The organism is Paracidovorax anthurii (genome assembly GCF_003269065.1).
Lineage (GTDB): Bacteria > Pseudomonadota > Gammaproteobacteria > Burkholderiales > Burkholderiaceae_C > Paracidovorax > Paracidovorax anthurii.
On sequence record NZ_QLTA01000068.1, the window covers coordinates 1 to 24,372 of the forward strand.

Here is a 24,372-nt window from a genome sequence, read left to right on the forward strand (position 1 = left end):
CGACCAATACCAGCCCAGCATGTGGGCTACCAGTGGCCACAGCGGCCCATCGGGATCGAGCTTGGCCGCAGGGCGTGTTGCTCGGCGTCGCGCCACACAGGCCGCTTGTGCCGTCTTCCATGCGTAGCCGCCATCGTGCTGGTTGCGCCGCAATTCACGGCTCAGGCTCGCCGCGCTGCGTCCCAAGCTCCGGCCGATGAATCGCACGCTCCGTCCTTGCTCTTTCAGCGTCTGCAGCATCACCCGCTCTTCAGGCTGCAACTGCTGGAATCTTCTCGTCATCTTCACACCCTACCTCATGGGCCAGGTGTTGCATTTCAGATTTGAGACCGCCCTGTCTCTGATGAAGAGATTGATCGTCGTTTACGTGACCCTGGTACTAGTTCAGAGGAAAAACAACGACTGCGGAAAGAGCAGAAAGCACGCGGTGAGCGCAACAAACGCAAGAGAGCGGGGTATTAAAATGAGTGCTAAAGAACAGTGGTTTTCGGTTCACGTGATATTTTATTACGAGAAAATAAATGGCGAGCAAGATTCGTATTTGATAAATGAAAATATTTATCTAATTGGCGCACTTGATTGGCAGGATGCGGAGAGAGTTGCAAAAGAAATCGGGCTAAAAAATCAGGATTTAAGCGAGGATGGGCATTTGGAGCTGAATGGGGAGAAAGTTGCGTATAAATTCGCGGGGGTCAGGAAAATCATTGGTGTAGAGACCCAGTCTGTGAACTCTGAATTTTCTGCTCAACCAAATGGTGTGGAAATAAGCTATTCTGAGTTTGAGGTGGATACTCTTGAAGAAGTCCTGCTCCTGTCGCGAGGAGATATGGTTAATATTCTCTACAGAGAGTAATTTCGTGCTCGGCAAGGTGAAGGTCAGCTGCGCAAAGCCTCTGAGCCGCATTGACAAGGGACATCAGCCTCCTCTTGATCGCTATATTTTCAATAGCAAACTATTGAGTAAATCCGCCGACATGAATGCGTTCAGGCTGTGACCAGACGGGTCAGCGCCCGGTTGCCCGCACTCCCGCCCACCTACAACCTCCCCATCGCACCGTCAACAATCCCCCTCCACTCGCCCGCAGACACCCTCTGAACGGGTGACCTCCCCACGGACGCGCTCGAGATAACCAGATCAGGCTCCAGGTCGCGCAGCAAACCGAGGCTGTTCTTCAAATCGGACTTTCGCCCGCCCGCTCCGGTCAGCACCAGCGTTCCCCACGACGGGCCGTCCGGAACGATCGAATCCCCGGTGAAGAGATAGGTCTTGCCGTGGGGCGAGCGGTAGAGGTAGCAGGTGCTTCCGGAGGTATGCCCCGGCGTGGGGATGACTTCTATATCGCCCATGTGGGTTGCGCGCCCATCGAAGGTCACATCGACCGGGCAGATGGAGCGGATGGCCTGCGCTTCCAGGGCGTGGCAGCACAGTTCGGAGCCGAACGCCTGCCTGATCGCCGCCAGGGACGGCCCGGCCTCGTCCCGGTGGCTCAGGTACTGGCGCACGATGCCCCCCAGGTCCCGGATGGGCTGCAACTCCTGCAGTGCGCCGGTGCCGTAGAACAGGACGTTTCCGTGCGCCCGCGTGAGAAGGTAGGCGTGGGCGGTGACGCCATGGAAGGGATGTTCGGCCTGCGTCTGCCACAGATCGGGAAATATCTGTTCCATGGGTCATGCGCCGGAGGTCAGAAGGGTCGCGCCACGGCGCGGCGTGGCCTGCGCGGCAGCCAGCGCGGCGATCGCCTCCGTGAGCGGGAATTCGCGGTAATCGGCGAAGTTTTGCGGCGATCGCCTCGCCATCTCGAACAGGTCCGCGATGTCGGCGGCGCGTTGCGCGGCCGACGTGCTGGTCAGCCAGCCCGGGGCATTCACGCCCGTCACCGTCAGTTCGCGCACCGTCATCGCGACCGTCGAAATCATCGGAGGCCGCGCATCCAGCCCGCCATACATCAGCAGCGTGCCGCGGTCGGCGATCAGGTCCAGGAGCTTCGCGGTCATGTCGCCGCCGATCGGATCGATCGCCACGGACGGCGCGCCCCCGCATGCGGCGGTCACGGCGGCGGGCCACCCTTCATGCTCCGTGCTGACGATGGGAAGACCGGCCACGCTCTGCGCCAGGATGGCCGCCCCCGCGTCGCTGCGCACGACGGCCACCACCCTGGCCCCGCGCATCCGGGCCAGCGCGATCACGTTGCGGCCGACGCTGGAGCCGGCGGCCGTCACGAGCAACGGCGAGTCGATGCCGGCCCGGCTGTCGGCGGCCCATGCCGCGCGCGTGAGCACGACCGCGGTGATGCCGTTGATGATGATCTGGCAGGCGGCCGTATCGCTGACGTCATCGGGCACGGGAATGGCCGCGGCGGCCGGCACCACCACGCGCTCCGCCCAGGTGCCGCTCACCGGAAACAGGATCACGCGCCGGCCCGGACGGATGCCGGTCGAGGGATCGACGCCGGCGCCGACCTGTTCGACGATGCCCACCCCGTCGCCGCCGGGAATCGCCCCTTCGGCAGGTATCGGGGCGGGCACGACACCGCGGATCAGCAGGGCATCGATCGGATGCACCATGCGCCGGGTGACGCGCACCATCACCTCACCCGGTCCGGGAGGGGCCGGGGCGGCCACCTCTTCGCAGGTGAGCACGTGGGCCGGATCGCCATGGCGGCGGTAAACAAAAGCTTGCATCGAGACTTTTCCTTCAACCGAGGGTTTCACGCCCAGGCACCACGGCACCGGCCCCATGCCGGGCGTGCGCAATCGGGCATGCCAACGAAGCGCGGCAGAGCGGCCAGAGGGCGCGCCGGGGTTGCCCGGCCCCCTGCCCGTTCGGCAGCGTTCGCTTCATTGACAGTCTCGTTCGCGAAGGTCGATTCGCGTTAGACGAATGCTGCCAAGAGATTGCCCAATCCTCCCGAATGCGGACTCCCCTGCTCTTGTCCAGGCCGTTTCAGCCACCAGATGCGCTGGCATGACGAAGGACTTCGAACATGCGCGCGCCCATCTCGCGGCACGGATCGCGCGATGGACCGGCGACGGCGAGCAGTACATGGCACCCATTGCCGGCCTGAGCCTGCACCGGCACACACAGGCCGGGGCTCCCGTGAACTGCATGCTGGAGCCCGCCATCGCGATGCCTGTCCAGGGGGCCAAGCGGACACGGCTCGGGGCCGACGTCTACGCCTATGGCAAGCGCCGCTTCCTGATCACCTCGCTGAACCTGCCGGTGGCCATGCAGGTGGCCAAGGCCTCGCCCGATGCTCCGTACCTGAGCGCCGTGCTGCGGCTCGACACCCGCGTGATCAGCGACCTGGTCATGGAGAGCGGCCTGCACCCCGGCAGGCGGCGGTCCGGGAGCACCCCGGGCATGGTGCTCGGGGACACGACCGCGGGGCTCCTGGCCGCCTTCGACCGGCTCGTCGGGCTGCTGGACGAGCCCGAACTGATTCCGGTGCTGGCCCCGCTGGCCCAGAGAGAGGTCTTCTACCGCGTGCTTCAAAGCGACGCCGGAGGCGCCTTGTGGCAGATGGCGTCCATCGACCACCAGAACCACCACATCGGCCGGGCCATCGACTGGCTGAAGGCCCACTTTCGGGAGCCGCTGGGCATAGCGGAACTCGCCGCCCGCGTCGGCATGAGCCCGTCCCGGTTCCACCACCATTTCCGGCGGCTGACGTCGATGAGCCCCCTGCAGTTCCAGAAGTGGCTCCGATTGACGGAGGCGCGGCGGCTGATGCTGCTCCAGGGCGTGGATGCGTCCACGGCGGCCTATGGCGTGGGCTATGAGAGCCCTTCTCAATTCAGCCGGGAGTATTCGCGGCAATTCGGGACATCGCCGCGCCGCGATGTCGAAGGGCTGCAGCAAGCCAAAGCTTGAACGAAAGCTTCGTCACGGCAGACCACTTCGGCCGCCTGACTCGCGGCACGATCCCGAAGACGCCGCCATGGCAGGACTCCAAAGCTTCCCCGGGCACGCCGCACCGGGCCGCATCCGCATTCAGCCGGCGCCCGGAAGCTCCAGCCGCCGCGCGCTTTCAAAGTGCCGCGCCTGGCCCGTCACCGGGTCGGTGAAGGCGATGGAGCGCGCCAGCAGCTGCAGCGGGCGGGAGAAGTCTCCCTCGGGCGGGTCGTTGACCTCCGGGTAGAACGCGTCGCCGCGCAGCGGCAGCCCCAGCACGGCCATATGCACGCGCAACTGGTGGCGCTTGCCCGTCACCGGCGAGAGGCGGTAGCGGGCCCAGCCACCGGCCGCCTCCAGCACCTCCATGCGGGTCAGGCTGTTGGGCTCGCCGGGCACCTCGTGCATGCGGAAGAACTGCGGGCTTTCCTCCAGCCGGCTCGCGTGCTCGCGGGGGAAGGCGATGCCCTCGCGCCAGGGGGCGATGGCCTCGTAGGTCTTGTCCACCACGCGGTCGCGGAACAGCGCCTGGTAGCGCCCCCGCGTGGCGCGCTGCACCGAGAACAGCACCAGCCCCGCCGTGTCGCGGTCGATGCGGTGCACGGGCGACAGATCGGGCAGGCCCAGGCGGCGCTTGAGCCGCACCAGCAGCGTGTGCTGCAGGTAGCGCCCCGTGGGCACCACGGGCAGGAAGTGCGGCTTGTCGGCCACCAGCAGGTGCGCGTCCTGGTGGAGCACGGTTTCCTCGAACGGGATGGCCGCCTCGCTGGCCAGCGCGCGGTAGTAGTAGATGCGCAGGCCGGGCTCGAAGGCGCGCGCCGGGGTGACGGGCCCGCCATGCTCATCGACCACGTCGCCGTGCTCCATGCGCCGCAGCCAGCCGGCCCGGTCCACGGCGGACAGGCGCTCGGCCAGGAAGTCGATGAGCAGGCCGGTGCCCTGGCTGGGGGTGACGATGCAGCTGGGGCTGACGCCCTCGCGCATGGGCAGGACGCGGGGATCGTGGGGGTTGTGCATGCGGGAAATTCTAGGAGCGCGGCCCGCCGCCACCGGAAGGCGCCGGGGGCAGGCCCACCGCCGGCTTTGTAGGACGCGAGCCGGCGACGATCGGGGTTCCAGCCGGCGTGCATCCGGGGATGGCTGCCCTAGCATCACGGCCATGACCCGTGGGCGGATGCGCCATTCCGCCCGCCCTCCACCGCCATGCACACCGCCCCCACCGAGCCCCCCCGCCCCGCCGCATCGACGGCACGCCGGCCAGCGCCGCCCCATCCGCCCATCGCCAGGGGCCGCGCCCTGCCCTGGCTGCTGGGCGGCGTGGCCGTGCTGGCCGGCCTCGCGCTGGTGGCGCTGGCGCTGCTGCTCACCTTCGACTGGAACCGCGCCAGGCCCTGGATCAACGCCCGGGTGAGCGAGGCCACGGGGCGGTCTTTCGCGATCGAGGGCGACCTGTCGGCGCAGTGGCAATGGCCCCAGCCGGAGGCGATGGAAACCGGCTGGCGCCGCTGGGTGCCGGGCCTGACGGTGCATGCCGAGCGGCTGGTGCTGGGCAACCGCGTGGATTTCGGGCGCTACGGGGCCGTGGGCATGGCGGCGGAGGATGCCGATGCCCAGGCTGTGGAGCGCAGAGCGGCCGCCGCCCCGGCCACCCCGGCCACGCCGCCCCCCCCTGCCGCCCCGGCCGCCTCCGCCCCGGGGCCGGCGCAGCCCCCCGCCGCTTCAGCCCCCGCGCCCGTGGAAGCCGGCCCCCCCGCGATGGCGTCGGTGGGCCGCGCGAGCGCCTCGCTGCGGCTGCTGCCGCTGCTGGCGCGCCACGTGTCGGTCGGCACGCTGTCGGTCGAAGCGCCCGACGTGGCGCTGGCGCGCCGCGCGGACGGGCGCAGCAACTGGACGTTCGAGCGGCCCGTGCCCGAGGGCGGATCGCGCCCCACCCCCTGGACGGTGGACGTGGAGCGCGTGGTGGTGCGCGGCGGCCGGCTGGCCGTGGCCGATGCGGTGAAGGACCTGGCCTTCGTGGCGCGCCTCGCCACCGTGGACACGCCCGGCCCGTACGGCGTGCGCTTCGACGTGCGCGGGCGCTACGCGAAGGCGCGCATCGAGGGCAGCGGGCAGGCCGGCCCCGTGCTGTCGCTGCGCGAGGCGAACGTGCAGTATCCGCTGCGGTTCAAGGCGCGGGCCGGCACGGTGCGGGCCGAGGTGGAGGGCACGCTCGCCAACCCCGCCGCGCTCGCGGGCCTGGACCTGCGGGTGGCGCTGCAGGCCGAGAGCATGGCCGACCTGTATCCGCTGACCGGGCTGGTGCTGCCCAACACGCCGCCCTGGCGCACCACGGGCCACCTCGTGGGCAGCCTGCAGCCCGGCCGGGCGGTGTGGGATTACCGCGATTTCACGGGCACCGTGGGCCAGAGCGATCTGCGCGGGCACCTCACCTACACCTCGGCGCAGCCACGCCCGCGGCTGACCGGGTCGATGGCGTCGCGGCAGCTGCGGCTGGCGGACCTGGGGCCCGTGGTGGGCGCGCCCTCGGGCCAGCGCCCGCAGGAGAAGGGCACGGCCCGGCGCGCGGGCAAGGTGCTGCCCGCCACGGCCTTCGCCACCGACCGCTGGAACGCGATGGACCTGGACCTGCAGTTCAAGGGCGAGCGCATCGTGCGCGACGAGAGCCTGCCGATCGAGAACCTGGAGGTGCATGCGCAACTGGACGGCGGGCGGCTCACGCTCTCGCCGCTGCGCTTCGGCGTGGCGCGGGGCCGGATCGACTCCGACGTGGTGCTCGACGGCCGCGAGAAGCCGCTCAAGGCGCAGCTGCGGGGCCGCGTGGAGGGCCTGCGCCTGTCGGCCCTCTTCCCGAAGGTGGACCTGATGGAAAAGAGCTTCGGCCGGCTCGATGGCGCGCTGGCGCTGAACGGCAGGGGCGATTCGGTGGCCGGCATGCTGGGCACGAGCACGGGCGAGGCGCGGGTGTACATCCGCGACGGCCGGTTCAGCAAGCAGATGCTCGACCTCGCGGCGCTCAACGTCGGCAGCGTGGTGGTGGCGCGGCTGTTCGGCGAAAACCAGGAGGTGCGGCTGCGCTGCGCGGTGGCCGACTTCGCGGTGCGCGACGGCGTGGCGCAGGCGCGCTCCGTCCAGCTCAGCACGGACGAGGCGCTGGTGGAGGCCACGGGCTCCATCGACCTGGGCCGCGAGACGCTGGACCTGCGCATCAAGCCCGAGTCGCTGCGGTGGAAGTTCCTCTCGCTGCGCACGCCGCTCTATGTGCGCGGCACCTTCGCCGACCCGAAGGTGGGCCTGGAGCCCGGCCCGCTGCTGCTGCGCGCGGGCGCCGCCGTGGCGGCGGTGGCCGTCGCCCCGGTGGCGCTGGCCCTGGTGCCGGTGACGGTGCCGGCCGCCGAGGACGACGCCGACTGCGCGGCGCTGCTGGCGCGGGCCGACCGGAAGGCGCGGCCCGGCGCGGCGGGTGCGGCAGGCACGGCCCCCAGGCCGCCGCAAACGCCCCAGGCCCCCGCGCGCTGAACGCCGCCGCCCTGCCCGGCCCCTGCGCCCGCAAGGCGCCGGCGCACCCGATTCGCTCCCAAATCAATAGCAAACTCCATAGCAAACACGGCGACATGGAGCACGAATCACCTGAAACTCTCCCCGAGGACGCATCCAGGGCCCGCAAAGCCCCCGCCGGCTTCGCCATCCGCCAGCCCCCGCGCTGCCGCGCCCGACCGTGCCACGGCGCGGCCTGCGGCTTCGCGCCTTGCGCTCCCCGGACGACGGCCCGCCCGCATCAATGGAAGTCCCGGCTGCCCTCCAGCGCTGCGGCGAGGCGGCCCAGCAGCGGCGTCAGGTCCTTGCAGCGCTGCAGCACCAGATGGCGCACCGCGGTGGCGCCCGGCCCCGCGCCGTCGGGGCGGTGGCATTGCCAGGTGCCCTCGACGGCCAGCAGGCGCGCGCGCAGCAGCGGATCGCGCCAGGCCTCCAGCAGCGCGGGCCGGACGATGACGTTCACGGGCCCGGTCTCGTCCTCCAGCGTGACGAACATCGTGCCCTGGGCCGAGCCCGGCCGCTGGCGCACGGTGACGATGCCGCAGGCGCGCACGCGGCGGCCGTGCGGCACGGCCTGCAGCGCCTGGGCGCTCTGGATGCGCCAGCCCGCCATCCGCCCGCGCAGCAGCGCCATGGGGTGGCGGCGCAGCGTGAGGCCGGTGGCCGCGTAGTCGAAGACGATCTCCTCGCCCTCGGGCGCCTCGGGCAGCGCCAGGGGGGCCTCGTGCACGGGCGCGTCGCGCAGCAGGGCCGGCGCGCGCTGCTGCGCGGCGGCGTCCCACATCTGCTGGCGCCGGTGGCCCGAGAGGGAACGCAGCGCGTCGGCCGCCGCCAGCGCCTGCAGGTCCTGCCGGCCGAGCCGCGCGCGCAGGGCCAGGTCCTGCGCATCGGCGAAGGGGCCCTGCGCCCGGGCCCGCGCGATCCGGCCGGCCGCCTGCGCCCCGAAGCCGGCGACGAGGCGCAGGCCCAGGCGCACGGCGGGCTGGGGCGCGGCCACGCCGGGCAGCGGCGCGGCCGCGCCTTCGAGCGTGCAGTCCCAGTCGCTGTGCGCCGCGTCGGCGGGCAGCACGCGCACGCCGTGGCGCCGCGCATCCTGCACGAGCTGCGAGGGGGTGTAGAAACCCATGGGCTGCGAGTTGAGCAGCGCCGCGAGGAAGCAGGCCGGCTCGTGCCGCTTGAGCCAGCTGCTCGCATAGGCCAGCAGCGCAAAGCTGTAGGCGTGGCTCTCGGGAAAGCCGTATTCGCCGAAGCCCAGCATCTGCTGGTAGATGCGCTGGGCGAACCCGGGGGAGTAGCCCCGCTGCTCCATGCCGCGCATCAGGGCCTCCTCGAAGCGGTGCACGCCGCCGCGCCGCTTCCACGCGGCCATGGAGCGGCGCAGGTCGTCGGCCATGCCCGGGGTGAAGCCGGCCGCGATCATGGCGATCTGCATGACCTGCTCCTGGAAGATGGGCACGCCCAGCGTGCGTTCGAGCGCGGGGCGCAGGTCTTCGTGTTCGAGCGCGGGCGGCTCGCCGCGCGCGTGCCGCTCGCGCGCCCGCAGGTAGGGGTGCACCATGCCGCCCTGGATGGGCCCGGGCCGCACGATGGCCACCTCCACCACCAGGTCGTAGAGCGTGCGGGGCCGCAGGCGCGGCAGCATGCCCATCTGCGCGCGGCTCTCGATCTGGAAGACGCCCACGGTGTCGGCGGCGCAGACCATGTCGTAGGTGGCGGCGTCCTCGCGCGGGATGTCGGCCAGCCCCCAGCACTCGCCGCGCAGCGCGGCGCGCAGGCCGAGCGCGCGGCGCAGCGCGCTCAGCATGCCCAGCGCGAGCACGTCCACCTTCATGAGGCGCATGTCGTCCAGGTCGTCCTTGTCCCACTGGATGATGGAGCGCCCCTCCATGCTGGCGGGCTCCACGGGCACGAGGCGCGTGAGCTTGCCCTCGGTGAGCACGAAGCCGCCCACGTGCTGGCTCAGGTGGCGCGGAAAGCCCCGCAGCGCATCGGCCAGGGCCAGCCACAGCGCGGCCGTGTGCGGCGCGAGCGGTTCGCCCAGGCCGGCGGCCAGCGCCTGCAGCCGCCCGGCGGCGATGGATTCGTCGAACCAGTGGTGGTCCTTCGCGAAGGCATCGACGACCGCCGGCGCCACACCCAGCGCCTTGCCCACGTCGCGCAGCGCGCTGCGCGTGCGATAGGTGATGACCACGGCCGCGATGGCCGAGCGCTCGCGGCCGTATTTGGCATAGATGTACTGGATCACCTCCTCGCGCCGGTCGTGCTCGAAATCCACGTCGATGTCGGGCGGCTCGTCGCGCTCCTTGCTGATGAAGCGCTCGAAGAGCAGCTCCGTGTCCTGCGGATCGACCTCGGTGATGCCCAGGCAATAGCACACGGCCGAGTTCGCGGCCGACCCGCGCCCCTGGCAGAGGATGCCCAGGCCGCGCGCGTGGCGCACGATGTCGTGCACGGTGAGGAAGTACATCTCGTAGCGGCAGTGCGCGATGAGTTCCAGCTCGCGGGCGATCTGCGTGCGCACCGCGGCGGGCACGCCCCGGGGGTAGCGACGCCGGGCGCCCTCCCGCGCATGGGCGGCCAGCGCCTCGCCGGGCGTCATGCCGGCGGGCACGTTCTCGCGCGGATAGCGGTAGCGGATCTCGTCGAGGCTGAAGGTGCAGCGCGCCGCCACCTCCAGCGTGGCCGCGAGCAGCGCGGGCGGATAGAGCGACGCCAGGTGCATGCGCGCGCGCAGGCGGCGCTCGGCGTTGGGCTGCAGCGCGAAGCCGCATTCGGCAACGGGCCGGCCCAGGCGCACGGCGGTGATCACGTCCTGCAGCGGCTTGCGCTGGCGCACGTGCATGTGCACGTCGCCCGCCGCCACCAACGGCAGGCCCAGCGCCGCGCCCGCGCGCTCCAGCGCGGCGAGCCAGAGCGCGTCGCCGGGCGCCATGTGCAGCTCCACCGCCAGCCAGGGGCGGATGCCGTGGGGCTGAAAATGGGCGCAGGTCGCCGCCAATGCTGCGTTGATTGCTATTGAATCAAGAGCATCGAGGCCATCGCGGCGCGGGGCGATCAGCACCTCGCAGCCGCGCAGGCGCGAGAAATCGCTGCCCGCGTGGACGCGGTATTCGCCCTTGGGCGCGATGCGCCGCGCGTCGCTGATGAATTCGCACAGATCGCCCCAGCCCGCCTCGTCGCGCGCCAGGGCCACGAGGCGCACCTCTCCCATCACGAACTCGCTGCCCACGATGAGGCGCAGCCCGTGCCGGCGCGCCGCCGTGTGCGCGCGCACCACGCCGGCCACGGAGCATTCGTCGGTGAGCGCGAGCGCCGCATAGCCGAGCGCCACCGCGCGCTCCACCAGCTCGGCGGGGTGCGAGGCCCCGCGCTGGAAGCTGAAGTTGCTGAGGCAGTGCAGCTCGGCATAGGCGGGCAGCCGGCCGGGGCCGCCCCCTCCTCCACCCACCTCGGAGGGCGCGGCGGCCGGCGCGCGGCGGCTCATGCGAACACCCCGTGCCAGAACCACTGCAGGTGCCCCGTGGCGCGCGGCCCCTGCCACTGCCGATAGATCCAGACCGTGCCCACGGCGGCATTGCGGGCCACGAAGTATTCGCGCCGCTCCAGCGCCTGCGGCGCGCCCCACCAGCCGCCGTCGAAGCGGTGGGGCCCGGCCAGCAGGCGCAGCGGCCCCTGCAGGTGCGGGCGGTCGCCCTGCAGGGCCAGGGGCCGGGGCGGGTGCACCAGCCAGCCGGGCCAGAGCGCGGCCTCGGCGGCCGCGCCCGCCGCCTCGTTCGGGTGCGCAGGCGCGGCGCCTGAAGGCCCGCCGGCGCGGGGCTCCGCCCGGGCCTGCCCCTGCGCGGCGGCGGGCTCCCAGCGCTGCATGCGCTCGGGCCGGTGGTCGGCCTGCAGCACGGGCACGCACACCCGCCCGGCGCCCCAGCGGGCGGAGAGCCGCTCCACCCACTGGTGCCAGGACTCGCCCGGCCCCTGTCCCTGCCGCGCGCCGCACTCGCCGCCCCCGCCCCCGGGCGGCAGCAGGCTGGCGCTGGCCTGCGGCAGGGAGGCCGTTTCGGCGGCGCGCAGCGTGATCCGGCTCACCGGCGCGGCCAGGGGGTGGCGGGCCAGGTGCTCCGCCAGCAGGCGGCGCAGATGGGCGAGGTCCTGCGTGGCCTCGGCCGTGCGCACGGCCAGGTGCCCGCCGGGCGGCAGGTCCACGCCGTCGATGCGGCGCAGATCGTGGCGCCAGTGCAGCTCCAGCGCCAGCACGCCCTGGTGGCGCGCCAGCAGCCAGCCGCGCAGCGCCCCCAGCAGCCGGCCGGCGGCCCACAGGAGCTGCCCGGCCGACGTGGCGGGGGCCGGCAGCTCGGCCGGCATCTCGAAGCGCTCGGGCAGCTCCAGCCAGGCCAGGGGATGCGGCGCATCGCCCCACGCCTGGTCCAGCGCCCGCAGCGGCCCGGCGCCGAAGCGCCGCGCGGCCCCGTCGCGCGGCAGCGCCCGCACGGCGGCCCAGGTGCGGCAACCCATGCGCTCCAGGCTGGCCGCGTGCGGCCGCAGGGCGGTCAGCGTGGCCAGCGGCAGCCCGTGCGGCACGCGGCGCGGCGGCGGGCAGCCCGCCTGCCGCAACCGCAGCAGCGCCAGTGCCTGCAGGGCCGTGGGGCCCTGGGCCAGCGGCGGCCAGCAGGCCGGGTCCGGCGCATGGGCTACATGGGCCGCATCGACGGCATCGGCCGGGACCGGCCCAGCCGGAGCGGCGGGAGCGTGCTGCCGCAGCAGCGCCAGCAGCCGCTCGCGGCCGCCCCAGAGGCGCTCGGTACCCGCCACCTCGACCAGCACGGCCTCGTCCAGCAGGGCCACGCGCGGCGTGAAACGCAGCGCCCACCAGCCGGCCGCGGCCTCCGGCATGCCGGGCGGCAACTCATCGCGGGCCAACGGCAGCGCGATCCAGTGCATGGCAGGCAGGCTCCCAGGGCGCCTCCTCCGATGGCGTTGACGATGGCGTGGGGGATGGCATGGGCATTTGCATGGACGAGGAAGCGGAAGCGCCCTCCCCGCGCAGGCGGCCCGGCCCGGCCTGCGGGGCGCCGCGCGCGGGCAGGCCCCAGTCCTGCCGCCGCGCCTTCAGGTCGCGCCCCGCGGCCAGGGCGGCCTCCAGGGCCGCGCCGTGCGCGGGCAGCACGACGGGCTCCAGCAGCGGCGCGCCCCGGCGCTTGAGCAGGTGCACCCGCAGGCCGTGGGGGCTGCCCTGGCCCCGTTCATCCGCCCCCTACGGCCGCACCCACAGGCGCAGCGGCGCGGGCGAGGCCTGCAGCCGCTGCCCCTCGGCGCGGAACACACCCAGAGCAGCGCGCCCTGCTGCGCCGCCGCCAGTTGCAGGCGCCGCAGCGCATCGGGCCGCGCGCGGGGCAGCCAGGCCAGCACGGCCAGCACGTCGCGGCAGCGCAGCGCCTGCTCGCAGGCCCAGGCGGGCGCGGCATCGCGCGCATCGGCGGGCGGCTCCACCCGGCACAACCGCCCGGCCCGCAGGCCCGCCGCGTGCAGCACGGGCACGAAGGGCTCGTGCGGGGGCGCCACCAGCACCACCTGCCCGGCCCGCCGCGCGGTGGCCCGGGCCAGCGCGGGCAGCACCAGCGGCCATTCGCACAGGCCCCGATCGGGCAGCAGCACTTCCGACATCGCCCCCCGGGGCCAACCCCCGCCGGGCAGCTGCGCGTCGAGCGCCGCATGGCCCGAGGGCTCCACACCGGCCCGGCCCATGCCGGAAGAATCCAGGGAAGCGCCCCGCCACACGCCCGGCACCTCCACCACGGCCCGCACGCCGCCCCCGCCCTGGCCAGGGTCGCCAGCCGGAAGCGCGGACAGGAGCGCGGAAGAAGGGAGAGCCATGCGTTCGCCTCGATGGAATACTGAATAAATATACAGTATTCATGCAAGAAAACCCGGGCTGCCGCCGTCGATTCCGCGGCACGGAGCAGGCCCGCCGCACCCGGGCGACCTCAGCGCCAAGGGGCAGGGGCGGGTCGCCGTCAGTTCTGATTCTTCATGCCGTGGCCAGCAGCAGGGTGCAATGCGCGCACCATGCGGCGGCGGCGGCATCCGCCGGGTCGGCGGAGCTGCCCTCGCCCAGGCGGGGCCAGCGGCGCAGCGTGGCGTGGACGATGCTCTCCAGCTGCCACAGCGCCTCGCGCCGCACCAGCGCCAGTTCCGCCATCCCCTGGGGGTCGCTGTGCAGGTGCTCCAGGATCTCGGCCTGCTGGCGGGGATGGGAGCCCGCCTCGATCAGCGACTGCTGCAGCGCCTTCAGGCGCTCTTCCAGGAAGCTGCTGGCCTGCGCGCCGCCGGCCGCGAGCGCGGCGGGCGGCAGGCCCTCGCGCAGCACGCCCCAGCGGTCGAAGGCGTCTTCCAGCGCGGCGATGTTCCGCCCCGCGTCTTCATGGGGCGAGCGGGCCAGGGCCTCGTCCGTTCCGCGCCCGTCCGAGAGCAGCGGCAGGATGAAGGCCACGAGCTGCGCGGGAAACTTGCGGTGGTTGAGCCGCAGCCCGAGCGACAGCCGCTGGGCCGCCAGCGCGTGGTATTTCTCGAAGAAAGCCGCCACCACCTCGGCCAGCATCAGGATCTGGCCCATGGGAGAGATGTCCCGGCCCTGCAGGCCGCGCGGATAGCCGCTGCCGTCCATGCGCTCATGGTGCTCCAGCACGGCCGTCCCCACCGAGGGCGGATAGTCCGGCTGCGCGCGCAGCATCAGCATGGCCGTGATCGGGTGGGCGACGAGGTGCCGGCGGTCGGCGCCCGACACCTTGTGCTCGGGGTCGCGCCAGACCGGGTCCATGTGGAGCACGCCGACGTCGTGCAGGAGCGCCGCGGCCGCCAGGTGGGTGGCGTCGCGCTCGCTCCATCCGCAGCGGATGGCCAGGTAGAGCGCCACCAGGGTCACGCCCACGCTGTGCGCGAAAAGCTCGGGGCGCTGGTCGCGCATCACCGTGAGCTTGAAGGCCAGCGGCGGCGGCAGCGGCAGGCCGCGCAGCGGCGCCAGCAGCCGGCCCGGGCCGCCCAGCACGCGGGCGATGAGCGCGCTCAGGCCCGCGCCGCCGCCCTCGCACTGGGCGAGCGCCACGGCCTCGATGGCGGCCACGTCCACGGTGTCCCCGGCGCTCAGCATGCGGTCGATGGGGTCGCGCAGCTTGTGCTCCACCAGGCGGTCGTAGAGCCGGCCGTCGATGCGCGCGCCCTTGTCCACGAGCTTGATGCCGCTGGCCGTGTAGATCGCGTCCCGGGTGACGACCGGCACGCGCTCGGCCATGTCGGTCACGCCGCGCAGGTAATGGGTGCCGTCCTCGGCAAGCTCGCGCGCATCGGCTTCCGCCTCAGCCATGGCGGCGGCCATCGGAAGGTCCGGGGGGGAATTGAGGGAGTCGTTGTCGTTCATGCCTGCGCGCCGAATGCTCCAATGCGGGGTCCGCGGCCCCACGGGGAACCGCTGCCCCGACTATACGGACGGACGGCTCGCGCACGCACATGAAAAAAGGACCCCCACGCTCCCGCGCTGCGCGGGGTCGCTGCCCCCCAAGGGGGCAATGCCAGTCAGTTAAGCCCTGACCGGCAGCCTTTGAGGCCGCTTGAAACAAAAAAGGAGCGCATTTCGCGCTCCTTCTTGCAGGGTTGGCTGGATCGCAAACGCTTAACTGACTGGCATTGCCCCAAGGGGGACGTTTTTCATCTTGGGGCGGCCCGGCGATGAAAAAAGCCCGCGGGCTCACGGCCGGCGGGCTTGGGCGGGCGTGTCGGCGCCCTTCGCGGCGCCGGCATGCGGCAAGGGTCAGCCGAGCGACTTCTGGTAGTTGGCCACGCCGTCGGTGATCTCCTGGTGGGCGGCGTCGATGCCTTCCCAGCCCAGCACCTTCACCCACTTGCCCTCTTCCAGGTCCTTGTAGTGCTCGAAGAAGTGGCTGATGGCCTTCAGGCGCACGGGGTTCACGTCGTCCACGGTCTTCCAGCCCTCGTACATCTTGAGGATCTTGGTGGTGGGCACGGCCAGCACCTTGCCGTCCACGCCGGCTTCGTCTTCCATCTTCAGGATGCCGAGCGCGCGGCAGGGCACGACCACGCCGGGGTGCAGCGGGTACGGGGTGATCACCAGCACGTCCACCGGGTCGCCGTCGCCGGACAGCGTCTGGGGCACGTAGCCGTAGTTGCAGGGGTAGTACATGGCCGTCGTCAGGAAACGGTCCACGAAGACCGCGCCGGACTCCTTGTCCACCTCGTACTTGATCGGATCGGATTCCGCGGGGATCTCGATGACCACGTTGAAGGTTTCGGGAAGCTTCTTGCCGGGGGTGACGTTGTTCAGGGACATGGTTGGGATGGGTGGATGGGAATGCAGTGGATGCGGGCCAGCGTGCCGTCGCGCGGGCTGGCCGCAGGTGGCGCATTCTAGAGCGGCAGCCCCGCCGCCCCGGCCCGGCGGCTTGCGGCGCATCGCCGCCGGGCGTACATTGCGACCGTTGGCCAATCGCCTCCACACGCCCCACGGGCCGGTGGGCGCGAGGAAGCAACGCAGCGGAAACACCCCCGCGCCGCGTTGCGTGTTTCCTCCCGCGCATCCCATCACAGGAGACGACGAGCATGGCTGCATCCCCCCTCTCCCCCGTCCTTGCCGGCGCCGCAGGCCCGGCCCTCTGGCTGGCGCTGGCCTGCGGCGCGATCGCGGTGGCCTACGGCCTCTGGGCGCGCGGCTGGATCCTCGCGCAGAACCCCGGCAGCGAGCGCATGCAGGCGATCGCCGCCGCGATCCAGGCCGGCGCGGCCGCCTACCTCGCGCGGCAGTACCGCACCATCGCCGTGGCCGGCGCCGTGCTGGCCGTGCTCATCGCCATCGTCCTGGACCTGCGCACGGCGGCCGGGTTCGTGCTGGGCGCGGTGCTCTCGGGCGCCTGCGGCTTCATCGGCATGAACGTGTCGGTGCGGGCCAACGTGCGCACCGCGCAGGCGGCCGCCCAGGGCATCGGGCCGGCGCTGCGCGTGGCCTTCCGGGGCGGCGCCATCACGGGGATGCTGGTCGTGGGCCTGGGGCTGATCGGCGTGGCGGGCTTCAGCGCCTTCCTGCTGGGCACGGGGGCCCAGGACGCAGGCCTCGCGGCGCGGCTGCACCCGCTCATCGGCTTCGCGTTCGGCGCGTCGCTCATCTCCATCTTCGCGCGGCTGGGCGGCGGCATCTTCACCAAGGGCGCGGACGTGGGCGCCGACCTCGTGGGCAAGGTGGAGGCCGGCATCCCCGAGGACGACCCGCGCAACCCCGCCGTGATCGCCGACAACGTGGGCGACAACGTGGGCGACTGCGCCGGCATGGCGGCCGACCTGTTCGAGACCTATGCCGTGACCCTCATCGCCACCATGGTGCTGGGCGCGCTGCTGCTCACCGGCGCGCCAGGCATGGCGGTGGCCTATCCGCTGGCGCTGGGGGGCGTGTCGATCCTGGCGTCGATCATCGGCTGCGCCTTCGTGAAGGCGTCGCCGGGCATGACCAACGTGATGCCCGCGCTCTACAAGGGCCTGGCCGTGGCCGGAGTGCTGTCGCTCGCCGCGTTCGCGCTCGTGACCTTCTGGCTGGTGCCGGATGCCGCCATCGCGCCCCGGGGCAGCGCCTGGCGGCTCTTCGGCGCCTGCGCCACGGGCCTCGCGCTCACGGCGGCGCTGGTCTGGATCACCGAGTTCTACACCGGCACGCAGTATTCGCCCGTGCGCCACATCGCGCAGGCCTCCACCACGGGGCACGGCACCAACATCATCGCGGGACTGGGCGTGTCGATGCGCTCCACCGCGTGGCCGGTGGTGTTCGTGTGCGCGGCCATCGTCGCATCGCACGCGCTCGCGGGGCTCTACGGCGTGGCGGTGGCGGCCACGGCCATGCTCAGCATGGCGGGCATCGTGGTGGCGCTGGACGCCTACGGCCCCATCACCGACAACGCCGGCGGCATCGCCGAGATGGCCGAGCTGCCGCCCGCCGTGCGCGCCGTGACCGACCCGCTCGACGCCGTGGGCAACACCACCAAGGCCGTCACCAAGGGCTATGCCATCGGCTCGGCGGGCCTGGCCGCTCTGGTGCTGTTCGCCGACTACACGCACCAGCTCGGCGCACAGGGGCAGGCGCTGCGCTTCGACCTGTCGGACCCGCTGGTGATCGTCGGGCTCTTCATCGGCGGGCTGGTGCCCTACCTGTTCGGCGCCATGGCCATGGAGGCCGTAGGCCGCGCGGCGGGCGCCGTGGTGGTGGAGGTGCGCCGGCAGTTCTCCACCATCGCCGGCATCATGGAAGGCCGCGCCCAGCCCGAGTACGGCCGCGCGGTGGACATGCTCACCGCCGCGGCGATCCGCGAGATGGTGGTGCCCAGCCTGCTGCCCGTGGCCGTGCCCGTCGCCGTGGGGCTGATCCTGGGGCCGCGCGCGCTGGGCGGGCTGCTCATGGGCACCATCGTCACCGGGCTCTTCGTGGCCATCAGCATGTGCACGGGCGGCGGCGCCTGGGACAACGCCAAGAAGTACATCGAGGACGGCCACCACGGCGGCAAGGGCAGCGAGGCGCACAAGGCCGCCGTCACGGGCGACACCGTGGGCGACCCCTACAAGGACACGGCCGGACCCGCCGTGAACCCGCTCATCAAGATCATCAACATCGTGGCGCTGCTGATCGTGCCGGTGGTGGCGCGGCTGCACGGCGGGGGGTGACCGCAGGGGGGGAGCGCATGCCCCCCGACACATGGCGGCGGCAATAAATACAATACGACTCATCCTCATTTACACAGCCGCGCCATGGGCGACATTGCCAACGTGAAGCGCGCTGCGAAAATTCAACCGCTCGCCGTGCGATAAATCGCCGCTGCTGGAATTACACCCATCGCGAGGAAATTACACGGAGCGCAACCACACTCAGCTGGCAACGCGTCTTCTGTCCATTTCATACCGCCGCATCATCGCCTCGAACTCGCGGAAAGACTGTTGCGCCGCCCTCTCCAACTGGGGGGCAACAGAACCGTTGCTACCTCCCTGCAAGGTGATATTGGGGCTGTAGTGCACCACCATGTTTCCGCTGGGCTGAGTCGTCTTGCCCGCAACGCCGGAAGAACCAACCGTGGCTTGTACTGACTGCTGCAGGCGGCTCTGCATCGGTTTGGCTGCGGCCATCCCAACCGCCAGCGTTGTACCTGCCATGACCGCAGCAGCACGAGCCGTCATAGGGCTGGTGCGCTGGATACCCAGGGCCACCCCCTGAGCAATGTTGTCACCGAACCCCATGAACACACGACTGGGCGAGTTGATGCCCAAGGCGGACTTGAACCAGCCTTTGATACTGGTGCCCAGGGCTACCACCGTATCGCGCGCTGAGGCCAACTTGGAGGAAACACCTGCGACCAATCCATTGATGAGTTCGCCCCCGGCCGTGAAGAACTGATTCTTCACACCCTTGAGCCAGTTCCAGGCCGTCACGAAGGCCGCCTTGATGGTGCCCCAGTGCCTCCACACCAGATAGGCCCCTACACCAATGGCCGTGATCGCCAAACCAATCGGATTCATGAGCAGCGCGCGGCCCAGCCACAACACAGCTTGTCCGGCGAGCCGAAGCCCTCCGAGAAGAGCACCGCCAAGCACTTTACCCGAGGCCAGTGCACCCGCGCCGAGGCTGCGAAAGTAGCCAACCAGCAGCACCGCAGTGCGTGCAACCCACCCGCCCAATGCAGAGAGCTTCGCAGCGAATTGGCCCGCGCGCAGGGCGCCCATGCCAAAGAACTGCAGCAGCAGCGGCAGACGGCTTGCTCCAGTGCTAAACATGGCACGCACGATCGCAACGCGGCTTGCCAATACGGCCCATGCCGTCCCGATAGCATTGGCGGGGGCCAGGAACATGAAGTTGCCCAGGAATTTCATAGCAAACAGGCCAGTCCGCAGCGCTGCAACGCCAGTGACCAAGCCGATGACGCCGCGCAGCACGCCAGGATGGGCATCGGCCCACTGACCAAATGCGCGGACTGTCGGGGCGAGCACATCCAGTGTTTCCACCAGCGTCGGCAGCAAGGTGCTGCCTATGGTGATCGCCACGTCGGTAACCTGGGCCGTAAATCGCTCCCATGCCTTTTGCATGGTTTGTACCCGCCGTTGATAGTCTTCGTCGATGGTTCCCATGGCCTTAGCCGAGCCCATCTCCCGCTTGTTGCTCTGGTACTTGTCCCAGTTCTGCCGCATCGCCAGCAGATGGTTGATGGTCTGCATGTCCTGAAAGACTTCGTTGAGTCCAAAGCTCTCCATCAACTTGCGCTGGGCCTCTTCATCACCGCTCTTGCCCGCCTTCTTCCACTCCTTGGCGAACGCCTCGCCCTTCGAGTCGATGAAGGCGCTGGCCGTCATGAGCGATGCCTCGTAATTCGAGTAGCCTCCCGCAATAAGCTGCTGCAAGGACTTCTGATAGTCCACGCCCACCTTATGGAAGTTATCGGCGGTGTGCTTGCTGTTCATGTGCGTAAGCCAGTTGCGCATGTTCGTCACGGCCTCTGCGCCGGTGCCTGCACCTTCGCGCCCCACCTCCAGGCTCGCAATGATCTCTGTAACGGCCTGCTGCCCCTTGATGCCGCGCGCCGCGAACGCCTGGGCCAGTTCGGGCAAGGCACCAGCCATATCCTTCAGTTCAAAGCGCCCCAACTTACCGCCAAACGCCGCGCGGTTGAACGCTTCCTTTACGCCCTCCTGGCTTTTGATGCCCAGTGTCTCGGTGAACAGGAAAACCATCTTGGCCAGGTCGTCCATCTCGGCATTGGTGGCCGTTGCGGCCTTGCCGAGTAGCCCTGCGTACTCACCTGCCCGAGACGTGTCCATGCCCGCCGCCACCAACGTGCCCACGCCTTGCATGATGGCAAGGTGGCCTTGGTTGGTCGACAGCGCGGCCTTTCTGATGGCAGCGCCCAGCGCAACCTCTTCGGCACCACGGATGTTTCCTGTGATCGCGATGTCTCGTAGCCCCGACTCGAATTTGCTAGCCTGTTTAACCGAGGCAATGACCGGCAAGCCCACGGCAAGGCCCGTCGCAGCCGATTCGCGCAAATTGCTCAGGTGCTCCTGCCGCGAATTCTTCAGCTCCACGCCACGGGCCATGCGCGCAGCCAAGCGCTCCTGCTTCACGCGCAGATCGTCAATCGTGCGCCCCAGCCGCTCGTAGTCGCGATGGATAGCCGCGAGGCTCGCGCCCGACAGATGGCGCAATGAGCGCTCCATGGCCTGCCCCATCTCGACATGCTTGCGCTTGAGCAGATCGCTGGTATTGCCCAGTGCCGTCAACGTGCCACGCGCGCCCGCAAATGCCGCTGCAAAAGAGCTTTGCAGCGCCGCGCCGATCATGACACTGACAACCAGATCATTCGCCATGGTGGCCCCCTCGATATACTGAAGAAATCATGCAAAAGCCCCTCGACTCCATCGCGCTTGCCATTGCCACGCTGGTGCAGTTGGGCGGAAGCGTGGGCGCGATTGCTGCGCTGGCATGGTGGGCCGCATCGCTCGCGGCAGGGAGCGTGTTGGGCGGCATCCTGCTGTTCCTGTTGGGTGCGCTCTTTGTTGTGCCCATCGTCGCCTGGGGTCTGCCTGCCGTGTCACTGGCTGCAGGCCTGCTCGCCGCAGTGATCGCGCAGGGCCTGCGCCTCATCCAGGCCCGTTCTCGCGCTTGATCTGCGCCGCAGCCTCATCGAGCCAGCGGCAGAACTCATTCACATCCAACTGATCGATTTCACTGGGCTGGAACCGGAACCATCGCGCCAGGATCGCCGCCCCCTGCCACACCTGTTCCGGTGATGCCCAGGCAGTCCAGAAATCGTTCCTTCAGCACCTGGTAATCCGCAGCATCCATGTCGTCCAGGTCTTCTTCGACCAGGCCAATCATGGTTGCTACGCCCAGCAGCTCGATGCGATCCGGCTTGCCGCCAGCCTGTTCGCTGATTCGCTTGATGTGGCGAACTTTCAAGCGTGATGCAGTGACCGCGTTCAACTGAACGCCAGTCGCCGTCTTGTAGGGGAATTTGAGGGTGATTTCCATGGGTGAACTCTCTTGCTGGTTATGGGAATGCGTGGCCGTGCGCTACGGCTTGTTGGTGCAATGCTTGCAAACGCGCCGCCAGCACTTCCACAGGGGTTGGATGCGAGTGTCGAATGGCAAGCGTGATCGCATTGGCGCGCAGAAACCGCGCGCTGGCCCCAACGTGGGGCGCACAACGAATTGCCGCGCCAAGGCGACAAGCAGCCACAGGCGTGAGACTCATCGTGCTCATCCCAAGCCCCTCGGCAGCATCGCGTGGCGCATCATGCGCGGCGCGGATCGCTCTTGCTCTTCACGCTCCAAAGCTTCACGCTGGGCCTCTGCGGCCGCCACCGATGCACGGCGCTCTCGGAGCACATCCTGAAAATCGACCGCTGCGGCCTTGTCACCCCCCACCCCGGACGCGATCAGTTCCGCCTCCTGCTCGCGCAGCCCAGCCAACTCGGCATCCAACGCCTGCAATCGCGCCTTGGCCTCGGCAAGTGGGACTGCATCTGTGACCGGCCAAGTCGTCATGGAATCAATCAGCCGTTCCACGGTTGTCTTCATGGCATCGCGAAGGAAGAACCACAGGGCATCCCTCACTCCAGACACCTCGTCCCGCACTTCGTGTGGATCATTGACACTGAGCAGATTGACCGTTTTGTGGATACCCCTGCTTCCACTCATCGCAGCTCCGACATTGCAGCTCAAGCTTCCAAAAGGCCCGCTACGCTCATATGGTTGAATGACCATCGCCTCGGCAACCCGCCCTTCAAAAATCTGCGCACGAGCATCAATGTCCGACAGCATCAGCGCCTTGAAGTCTTCCTTGCCGATGGGGCTTTGCATGAGCGTGTGCCGCTCCTCCTCCAGCGCCATGATCCGCGCCTGAACGCTTTGCAGTGCCTCGCGCAGTTCTGTGGCGAGTGCCTGAACGCGTTTCTTGGCGTCCATGATTTGCGAGATAGCTTTGACTTTTTGCATAGAAGGTCGGACCTTTCAAAAAACGCTGTGGACATGGATGCCAGAAGTCGCAAGGCTTCTGCGCAGGGCATCTCGTGCAAGCGGGCAAGTGCCAACGGCGTCCGCCGTGGCCTCGGAAAACTGCAGTAGCGAGCGCGCAGTGGCATCGGCCACCAGCGCGCGAGCGCGCGAAGGGGCTTCAGAGAAAGCCAGCGGCTCCATGCCCTTGACTGCCGGAGGCTGCGCGCCAAGAAACGCCACATGGTCAAGGTAGAACTCGCCCGGCGTAGGGTTGCCCGGCGCATCGGGCTTCATGAAAGAAGCGGAGCGGTTTTGGTAGGTGCCGTCACGTACCAAGGCCACCAGTTCATCGCTCACGCTCGCCGTCGCAAAGAGCTTGTCACCCAGCATGTCCAGGCTCTGGACTACGCCACAACTGGGAGGCGCCGGGTTCCGTGCATGACCGATCTGCAGCGGCGCGGAATACAGTGAAGTGTTGTAGGCGCGAGCGATGGACTGCAACTGGCTGCGGCTCATGCTCACTACCGAGCCCGACATATCCTTGTGTTGCCCGGCACGGAAAATCTGAAAGGTTTTCTGCTGCATCACGCGGCTTTCTCTGCCAGCTTGCGCTGCCTCACACGAGCTATGAGCTTGCGTATGCCGCGCTCGCCCATGCCGTATTCATGAGAAAGCTCGGCATAGTTGTTGCCATTGAACCTGCTGTACACAGCTTCTTCCCGTTGCAGCAGCTTGCGCTTGTAGCTGGTGGGAAAACAGATCATCTGTCCGCCCCAGGCGTCCACCAAGTCATCAACAACGCGGATGGCAAACTGCGCGGCTTGCTGTTCATCCATGCCCAGCCTCTCAAGGCAACTGCGCACCCGCTCCAACGAGTCTTCAACCAACTCTGTCCGCCGCGTTTCCATGCGGCTGGATATCTGTCCCATGTGTGTGCCCTTGCATGTTTTGAACACGGGCATAGTTGCATTTAGAGCGGCAACAAGATACGTGAACCAGGGCAAAAGATTGATGCATTGCCCCGTTGGAAACTTCCTTTCGCGCGGCTCCCCAGCCTGCGAGTCACCCCCGACAGCCACCTTTGTCTTTTTTGTAAGGGTCAGGCCAACACGGAGCCGCGCATCTTTTGATGCATGCAATGCATGTGCGGCCCGCGAGGCCGTTTTTTCACGCCCGGCAAGCCGTTTATAAACACGAACAGCCGCCTGGAACGCTCAGCCCATACCCAAGGGGCCACAAGCCGGGATCGCGGCTTGTAGGCCCGGAAATGCAAACAGCCCCGGCATGGGGCTGTTGAAGGGGGCGTGCGGCGCGCTCAGTTCGCGTCGTCTGGTGCGGGGCGAGGCATCTTGAAGCGCAGCCGCAGATGATAGCTGGCATCGTGCAGACCCTGCGCCGGACGGCTGGCGGTCACCTGGGCCGCGAAGGCTTCGAGGTGCTCGCCATAGGCTTGCAATTCGCTGGGCGTCAGGTAGCGCGTGATGACCTTGCCCAGACGGCGACAATATTCGATCTGCTGTTCGCGCTGCATTTTCATGCCTCCGCCCGTGCCAGCTTCTCGCGCTTGCGGGGCTTGGCGGGCGTTGCGCCCTTAGAGCGTGTTTACGATCTCCCCCGACAATCCTGGGGTGAAAAGAAAGCCATACCCAAGCGACATCAGTAGAGAGAAGTTTGCCGAGATCGAGCCGCTGCTGCGCAGCGTTCGGCGCAGCACCAAACCGATCAAGCTGGACCTGTACGAAGTGTTCTGTGCAGTGCTGTACCTGCTTCGCACGGGTTGTCAGTGGCGCTATCTGCCGCCGCAGTTCCCCAAGTGGCACAACGTCTATGCGTACTGGCGCAAGTGGAGCGAGCCTGACCAGCACGGAGTGAGCGTGCTGGAGCAGGCTTTAAAAAAATCAGGTTGGCGCGGCCCGCGAGAGACTGGGGC

21 protein-coding genes are annotated in these 24,372 nt (G+C 69.3%); 6 read left to right on the plus strand and 15 right to left on the minus strand.

Annotation, left to right across the window (positions count from 1 at the left end; translation table 11 throughout):
• A partial coding sequence (locus tag AX018_RS22180) for a helix-turn-helix domain-containing protein (protein ID WP_146749402.1) occupies positions 1 to 282 on the minus strand: 282 nt, incomplete at its 3' end.
• Between the two features lie 61 nt (positions 283 to 343).
• Here AX018_RS22180 and AX018_RS22185 point away from each other — a divergent pair.
• Positions 344 to 853, plus strand: coding sequence for a DUF4288 domain-containing protein (locus AX018_RS22185; RefSeq protein WP_170146322.1), 510 nt, complete (start codon positions 344 to 346; stop codon positions 851 to 853).
• A 182-nt stretch (positions 854 to 1,035) separates the two neighbouring features.
• Here AX018_RS22185 and AX018_RS22190 read toward each other — a convergent pair whose 3' ends face one another.
• Both AX018_RS22190 and AX018_RS22195 read right to left on the minus strand, forming a co-directional pair.
• Positions 1,036 to 1,665, minus strand: a complete 630-nt coding sequence (locus tag AX018_RS22190; protein WP_111881988.1) for an MBL fold metallo-hydrolase — start codon at positions 1,663 to 1,665, stop codon at positions 1,036 to 1,038.
• Between the two features lie 3 nt (positions 1,666 to 1,668).
• Entirely contained in the window at positions 1,669 to 2,754 is a 1,086-nt protein-coding gene (locus AX018_RS22195) for a zinc-binding dehydrogenase (protein ID WP_146749403.1), read from the minus strand.
• Positions 2,755 to 2,965: 211 nt separating this feature from the next.
• Here AX018_RS22195 and AX018_RS22200 point away from each other — a divergent pair, with 211 nt between their 5' ends.
• On the plus strand, positions 2,966 to 3,871 hold the full coding sequence (locus tag AX018_RS22200) for an AraC family transcriptional regulator (protein WP_111881992.1): 906 nt from the start codon (positions 2,966 to 2,968) through the stop codon (positions 3,869 to 3,871).
• A 120-nt stretch (positions 3,872 to 3,991) separates the two neighbouring features.
• On the opposite strand, the gene AX018_RS22205 is transcribed toward AX018_RS22200, so the two are convergent.
• Positions 3,992 to 4,909 carry a pseudouridine synthase gene (locus AX018_RS22205; RefSeq protein ID WP_111881995.1) on the minus strand — a complete coding sequence of 306 codons (918 nt, stop codon included), beginning with the start codon at positions 4,907 to 4,909 and terminating at the stop codon, positions 3,992 to 3,994.
• 186 nt (positions 4,910 to 5,095) lie between these two features.
• On the opposite strand from AX018_RS22205, the gene AX018_RS22210 reads away from it, so the two are divergent.
• The gene (locus tag AX018_RS22210) at positions 5,096 to 7,408 is read left to right on the plus strand and encodes an AsmA family protein (RefSeq protein WP_111881998.1); all 2,313 of its coding nucleotides are present in this window, start codon (positions 5,096 to 5,098) and stop codon (positions 7,406 to 7,408) included.
• A gap of 259 nt (positions 7,409 to 7,667) precedes the next feature.
• Here the strand turns inward: AX018_RS22210 and AX018_RS22215 are convergent, their stop codons facing one another.
• The 5 genes from AX018_RS22215 to ppa form a co-directional block, all read right to left on the minus strand.
• Entirely contained in the window at positions 7,668 to 10,910 is a 3,243-nt protein-coding gene (locus AX018_RS22215) for an error-prone DNA polymerase (protein ID WP_111882001.1), read from the minus strand.
• Positions 10,907 to 12,358: a DNA polymerase Y subunit UmuC family protein gene (locus tag AX018_RS22220; RefSeq protein ID WP_245951786.1), complete on the minus strand. Its 1,452-nt coding sequence runs from the start codon at positions 12,356 to 12,358 to the stop codon at positions 10,907 to 10,909. Before AX018_RS22220 ends, AX018_RS22215 begins: the two co-directional genes overlap by 4 nt.
• Positions 12,359 to 12,526: 168 nt before the next feature.
• Entirely contained in the window at positions 12,527 to 13,291 is a 765-nt protein-coding gene (imuA, locus tag AX018_RS22225) for a translesion DNA synthesis-associated protein ImuA (protein ID WP_415842174.1), read from the minus strand.
• A 154-nt stretch (positions 13,292 to 13,445) separates the two neighbouring features.
• Positions 13,446 to 14,777, minus strand: a complete 1,332-nt coding sequence (locus AX018_RS22230) for an HD-GYP domain-containing protein (protein ID WP_415842176.1) — start codon at positions 14,775 to 14,777, stop codon at positions 13,446 to 13,448.
• Between the two features lie 444 nt (positions 14,778 to 15,221).
• Positions 15,222 to 15,758 (minus strand): inorganic diphosphatase, encoded by a 537-nt coding sequence (gene ppa / locus AX018_RS22235; RefSeq protein ID WP_111882003.1) that lies wholly within the window; start codon positions 15,756 to 15,758, stop codon positions 15,222 to 15,224.
• Between the two features lie 269 nt (positions 15,759 to 16,027).
• Here ppa and AX018_RS22240 point away from each other — a divergent pair, with 269 nt between their 5' ends.
• Complete coding sequence (locus AX018_RS22240; RefSeq protein WP_111882006.1) at positions 16,028 to 18,127, plus strand: sodium-translocating pyrophosphatase; 2,100 nt, start codon at positions 16,028 to 16,030, stop codon at positions 18,125 to 18,127.
• A gap of 201 nt (positions 18,128 to 18,328) precedes the next feature.
• Here the strand turns inward: AX018_RS22240 and AX018_RS22245 are convergent, their stop codons facing one another.
• Positions 18,329 to 20,812, minus strand: a complete 2,484-nt coding sequence (locus AX018_RS22245) for a phage tail tape measure protein (protein WP_111882008.1) — start codon at positions 20,810 to 20,812, stop codon at positions 18,329 to 18,331.
• 29 nt (positions 20,813 to 20,841) lie between these two features.
• Here AX018_RS22245 and AX018_RS22250 point away from each other — a divergent pair, with 29 nt between their 5' ends.
• Positions 20,842 to 21,111 (plus strand): hypothetical protein, encoded by a 270-nt coding sequence (locus AX018_RS22250; protein WP_111882011.1) that lies wholly within the window; start codon positions 20,842 to 20,844, stop codon positions 21,109 to 21,111.
• 59 nt (positions 21,112 to 21,170) lie between these two features.
• On the opposite strand, the gene AX018_RS22260 is transcribed toward AX018_RS22250, so the two are convergent.
• From AX018_RS22260 to AX018_RS22280, 5 genes are all read right to left on the minus strand, one after another.
• On the minus strand, positions 21,171 to 21,476 hold the full coding sequence (locus tag AX018_RS22260) for a phage tail assembly protein (RefSeq protein ID WP_111882016.1): 306 nt from the start codon (positions 21,474 to 21,476) through the stop codon (positions 21,171 to 21,173).
• A 228-nt stretch (positions 21,477 to 21,704) separates the two neighbouring features.
• On the minus strand, positions 21,705 to 22,442 hold the full coding sequence (locus tag AX018_RS22265; protein WP_111882019.1) for a hypothetical protein: 738 nt from the start codon (positions 22,440 to 22,442) through the stop codon (positions 21,705 to 21,707).
• 15 nt (positions 22,443 to 22,457) lie between these two features.
• Positions 22,458 to 23,027, minus strand: coding sequence for a GPO family capsid scaffolding protein (locus tag AX018_RS22270; RefSeq protein ID WP_146749404.1), 570 nt, complete (start codon positions 23,025 to 23,027; stop codon positions 22,458 to 22,460).
• Positions 23,027 to 23,371, minus strand: a complete 345-nt coding sequence (locus AX018_RS22275; protein ID WP_170146323.1) for a Mor transcription activator family protein — start codon at positions 23,369 to 23,371, stop codon at positions 23,027 to 23,029. The genes AX018_RS22270 and AX018_RS22275 overlap by 1 nt, the downstream gene beginning before the upstream one ends.
• 386 nt (positions 23,372 to 23,757) lie before the next feature.
• The gene (locus tag AX018_RS22280; RefSeq protein ID WP_111882027.1) at positions 23,758 to 23,973 is read right to left on the minus strand and encodes a hypothetical protein; all 216 of its coding nucleotides are present in this window, start codon (positions 23,971 to 23,973) and stop codon (positions 23,758 to 23,760) included.
• Between the two features lie 97 nt (positions 23,974 to 24,070).
• Here AX018_RS22280 and AX018_RS22285 point away from each other — a divergent pair.
• The coding region (locus AX018_RS22285; protein ID WP_245951789.1) for a transposase at positions 24,071 to 24,372 on the plus strand (302 nt) is incomplete at its 3' end.

Coding starts and splice junctions, on each gene's coding strand:
- AX018_RS22185 (WP_170146322.1), top strand. CDS start 344: ATGAAGAGATTGATCGTCGTTTACGTGACCCTGGTACTAGTTCAGAGG.
- AX018_RS22190 (WP_111881988.1), bottom strand. CDS start 1,665: ATGGAACAGATATTTCCCGATCTGTGGCAGACGCAGGCCGAACATCCC.
- AX018_RS22200 (WP_111881992.1), top strand. CDS start 2,966: ATGACGAAGGACTTCGAACATGCGCGCGCCCATCTCGCGGCACGGATC.
- AX018_RS22205 (WP_111881995.1), bottom strand. CDS start 4,909: ATGCACAACCCCCACGATCCCCGCGTCCTGCCCATGCGCGAGGGCGTC.
- AX018_RS22210 (WP_111881998.1), top strand. CDS start 5,096: ATGCACACCGCCCCCACCGAGCCCCCCCGCCCCGCCGCATCGACGGCA.
- AX018_RS22215 (WP_111882001.1), bottom strand. CDS start 10,910: ATGAGCCGCCGCGCGCCGGCCGCCGCGCCCTCCGAGGTGGGTGGAGGA.
- AX018_RS22220 (WP_245951786.1), bottom strand. CDS start 12,358: ATGCACTGGATCGCGCTGCCGTTGGCCCGCGATGAGTTGCCGCCCGGC.
- imuA (WP_415842174.1), bottom strand. CDS start 13,291: ATGGCTCTCCCTTCTTCCGCGCTCCTGTCCGCGCTTCCGGCTGGCGAC.
- AX018_RS22230 (WP_415842176.1), bottom strand. CDS start 14,777: ATGGCTGAGGCGGAAGCCGATGCGCGCGAGCTTGCCGAGGACGGCACC.
- ppa (WP_111882003.1), bottom strand. CDS start 15,758: ATGTCCCTGAACAACGTCACCCCCGGCAAGAAGCTTCCCGAAACCTTC.
- AX018_RS22240 (WP_111882006.1), top strand. CDS start 16,028: ATGGCTGCATCCCCCCTCTCCCCCGTCCTTGCCGGCGCCGCAGGCCCG.
- AX018_RS22245 (WP_111882008.1), bottom strand. CDS start 20,812: ATGGCGAATGATCTGGTTGTCAGTGTCATGATCGGCGCGGCGCTGCAA.
- AX018_RS22250 (WP_111882011.1), top strand. CDS start 20,842: ATGCAAAAGCCCCTCGACTCCATCGCGCTTGCCATTGCCACGCTGGTG.
- AX018_RS22260 (WP_111882016.1), bottom strand. CDS start 21,476: ATGGAAATCACCCTCAAATTCCCCTACAAGACGGCGACTGGCGTTCAG.
- AX018_RS22265 (WP_111882019.1), bottom strand. CDS start 22,442: ATGCAAAAAGTCAAAGCTATCTCGCAAATCATGGACGCCAAGAAACGC.
- AX018_RS22270 (WP_146749404.1), bottom strand. CDS start 23,027: ATGCAGCAGAAAACCTTTCAGATTTTCCGTGCCGGGCAACACAAGGAT.
- AX018_RS22275 (WP_170146323.1), bottom strand. CDS start 23,371: ATGGGACAGATATCCAGCCGCATGGAAACGCGGCGGACAGAGTTGGTT.
- AX018_RS22280 (WP_111882027.1), bottom strand. CDS start 23,973: ATGCAGCGCGAACAGCAGATCGAATATTGTCGCCGTCTGGGCAAGGTC.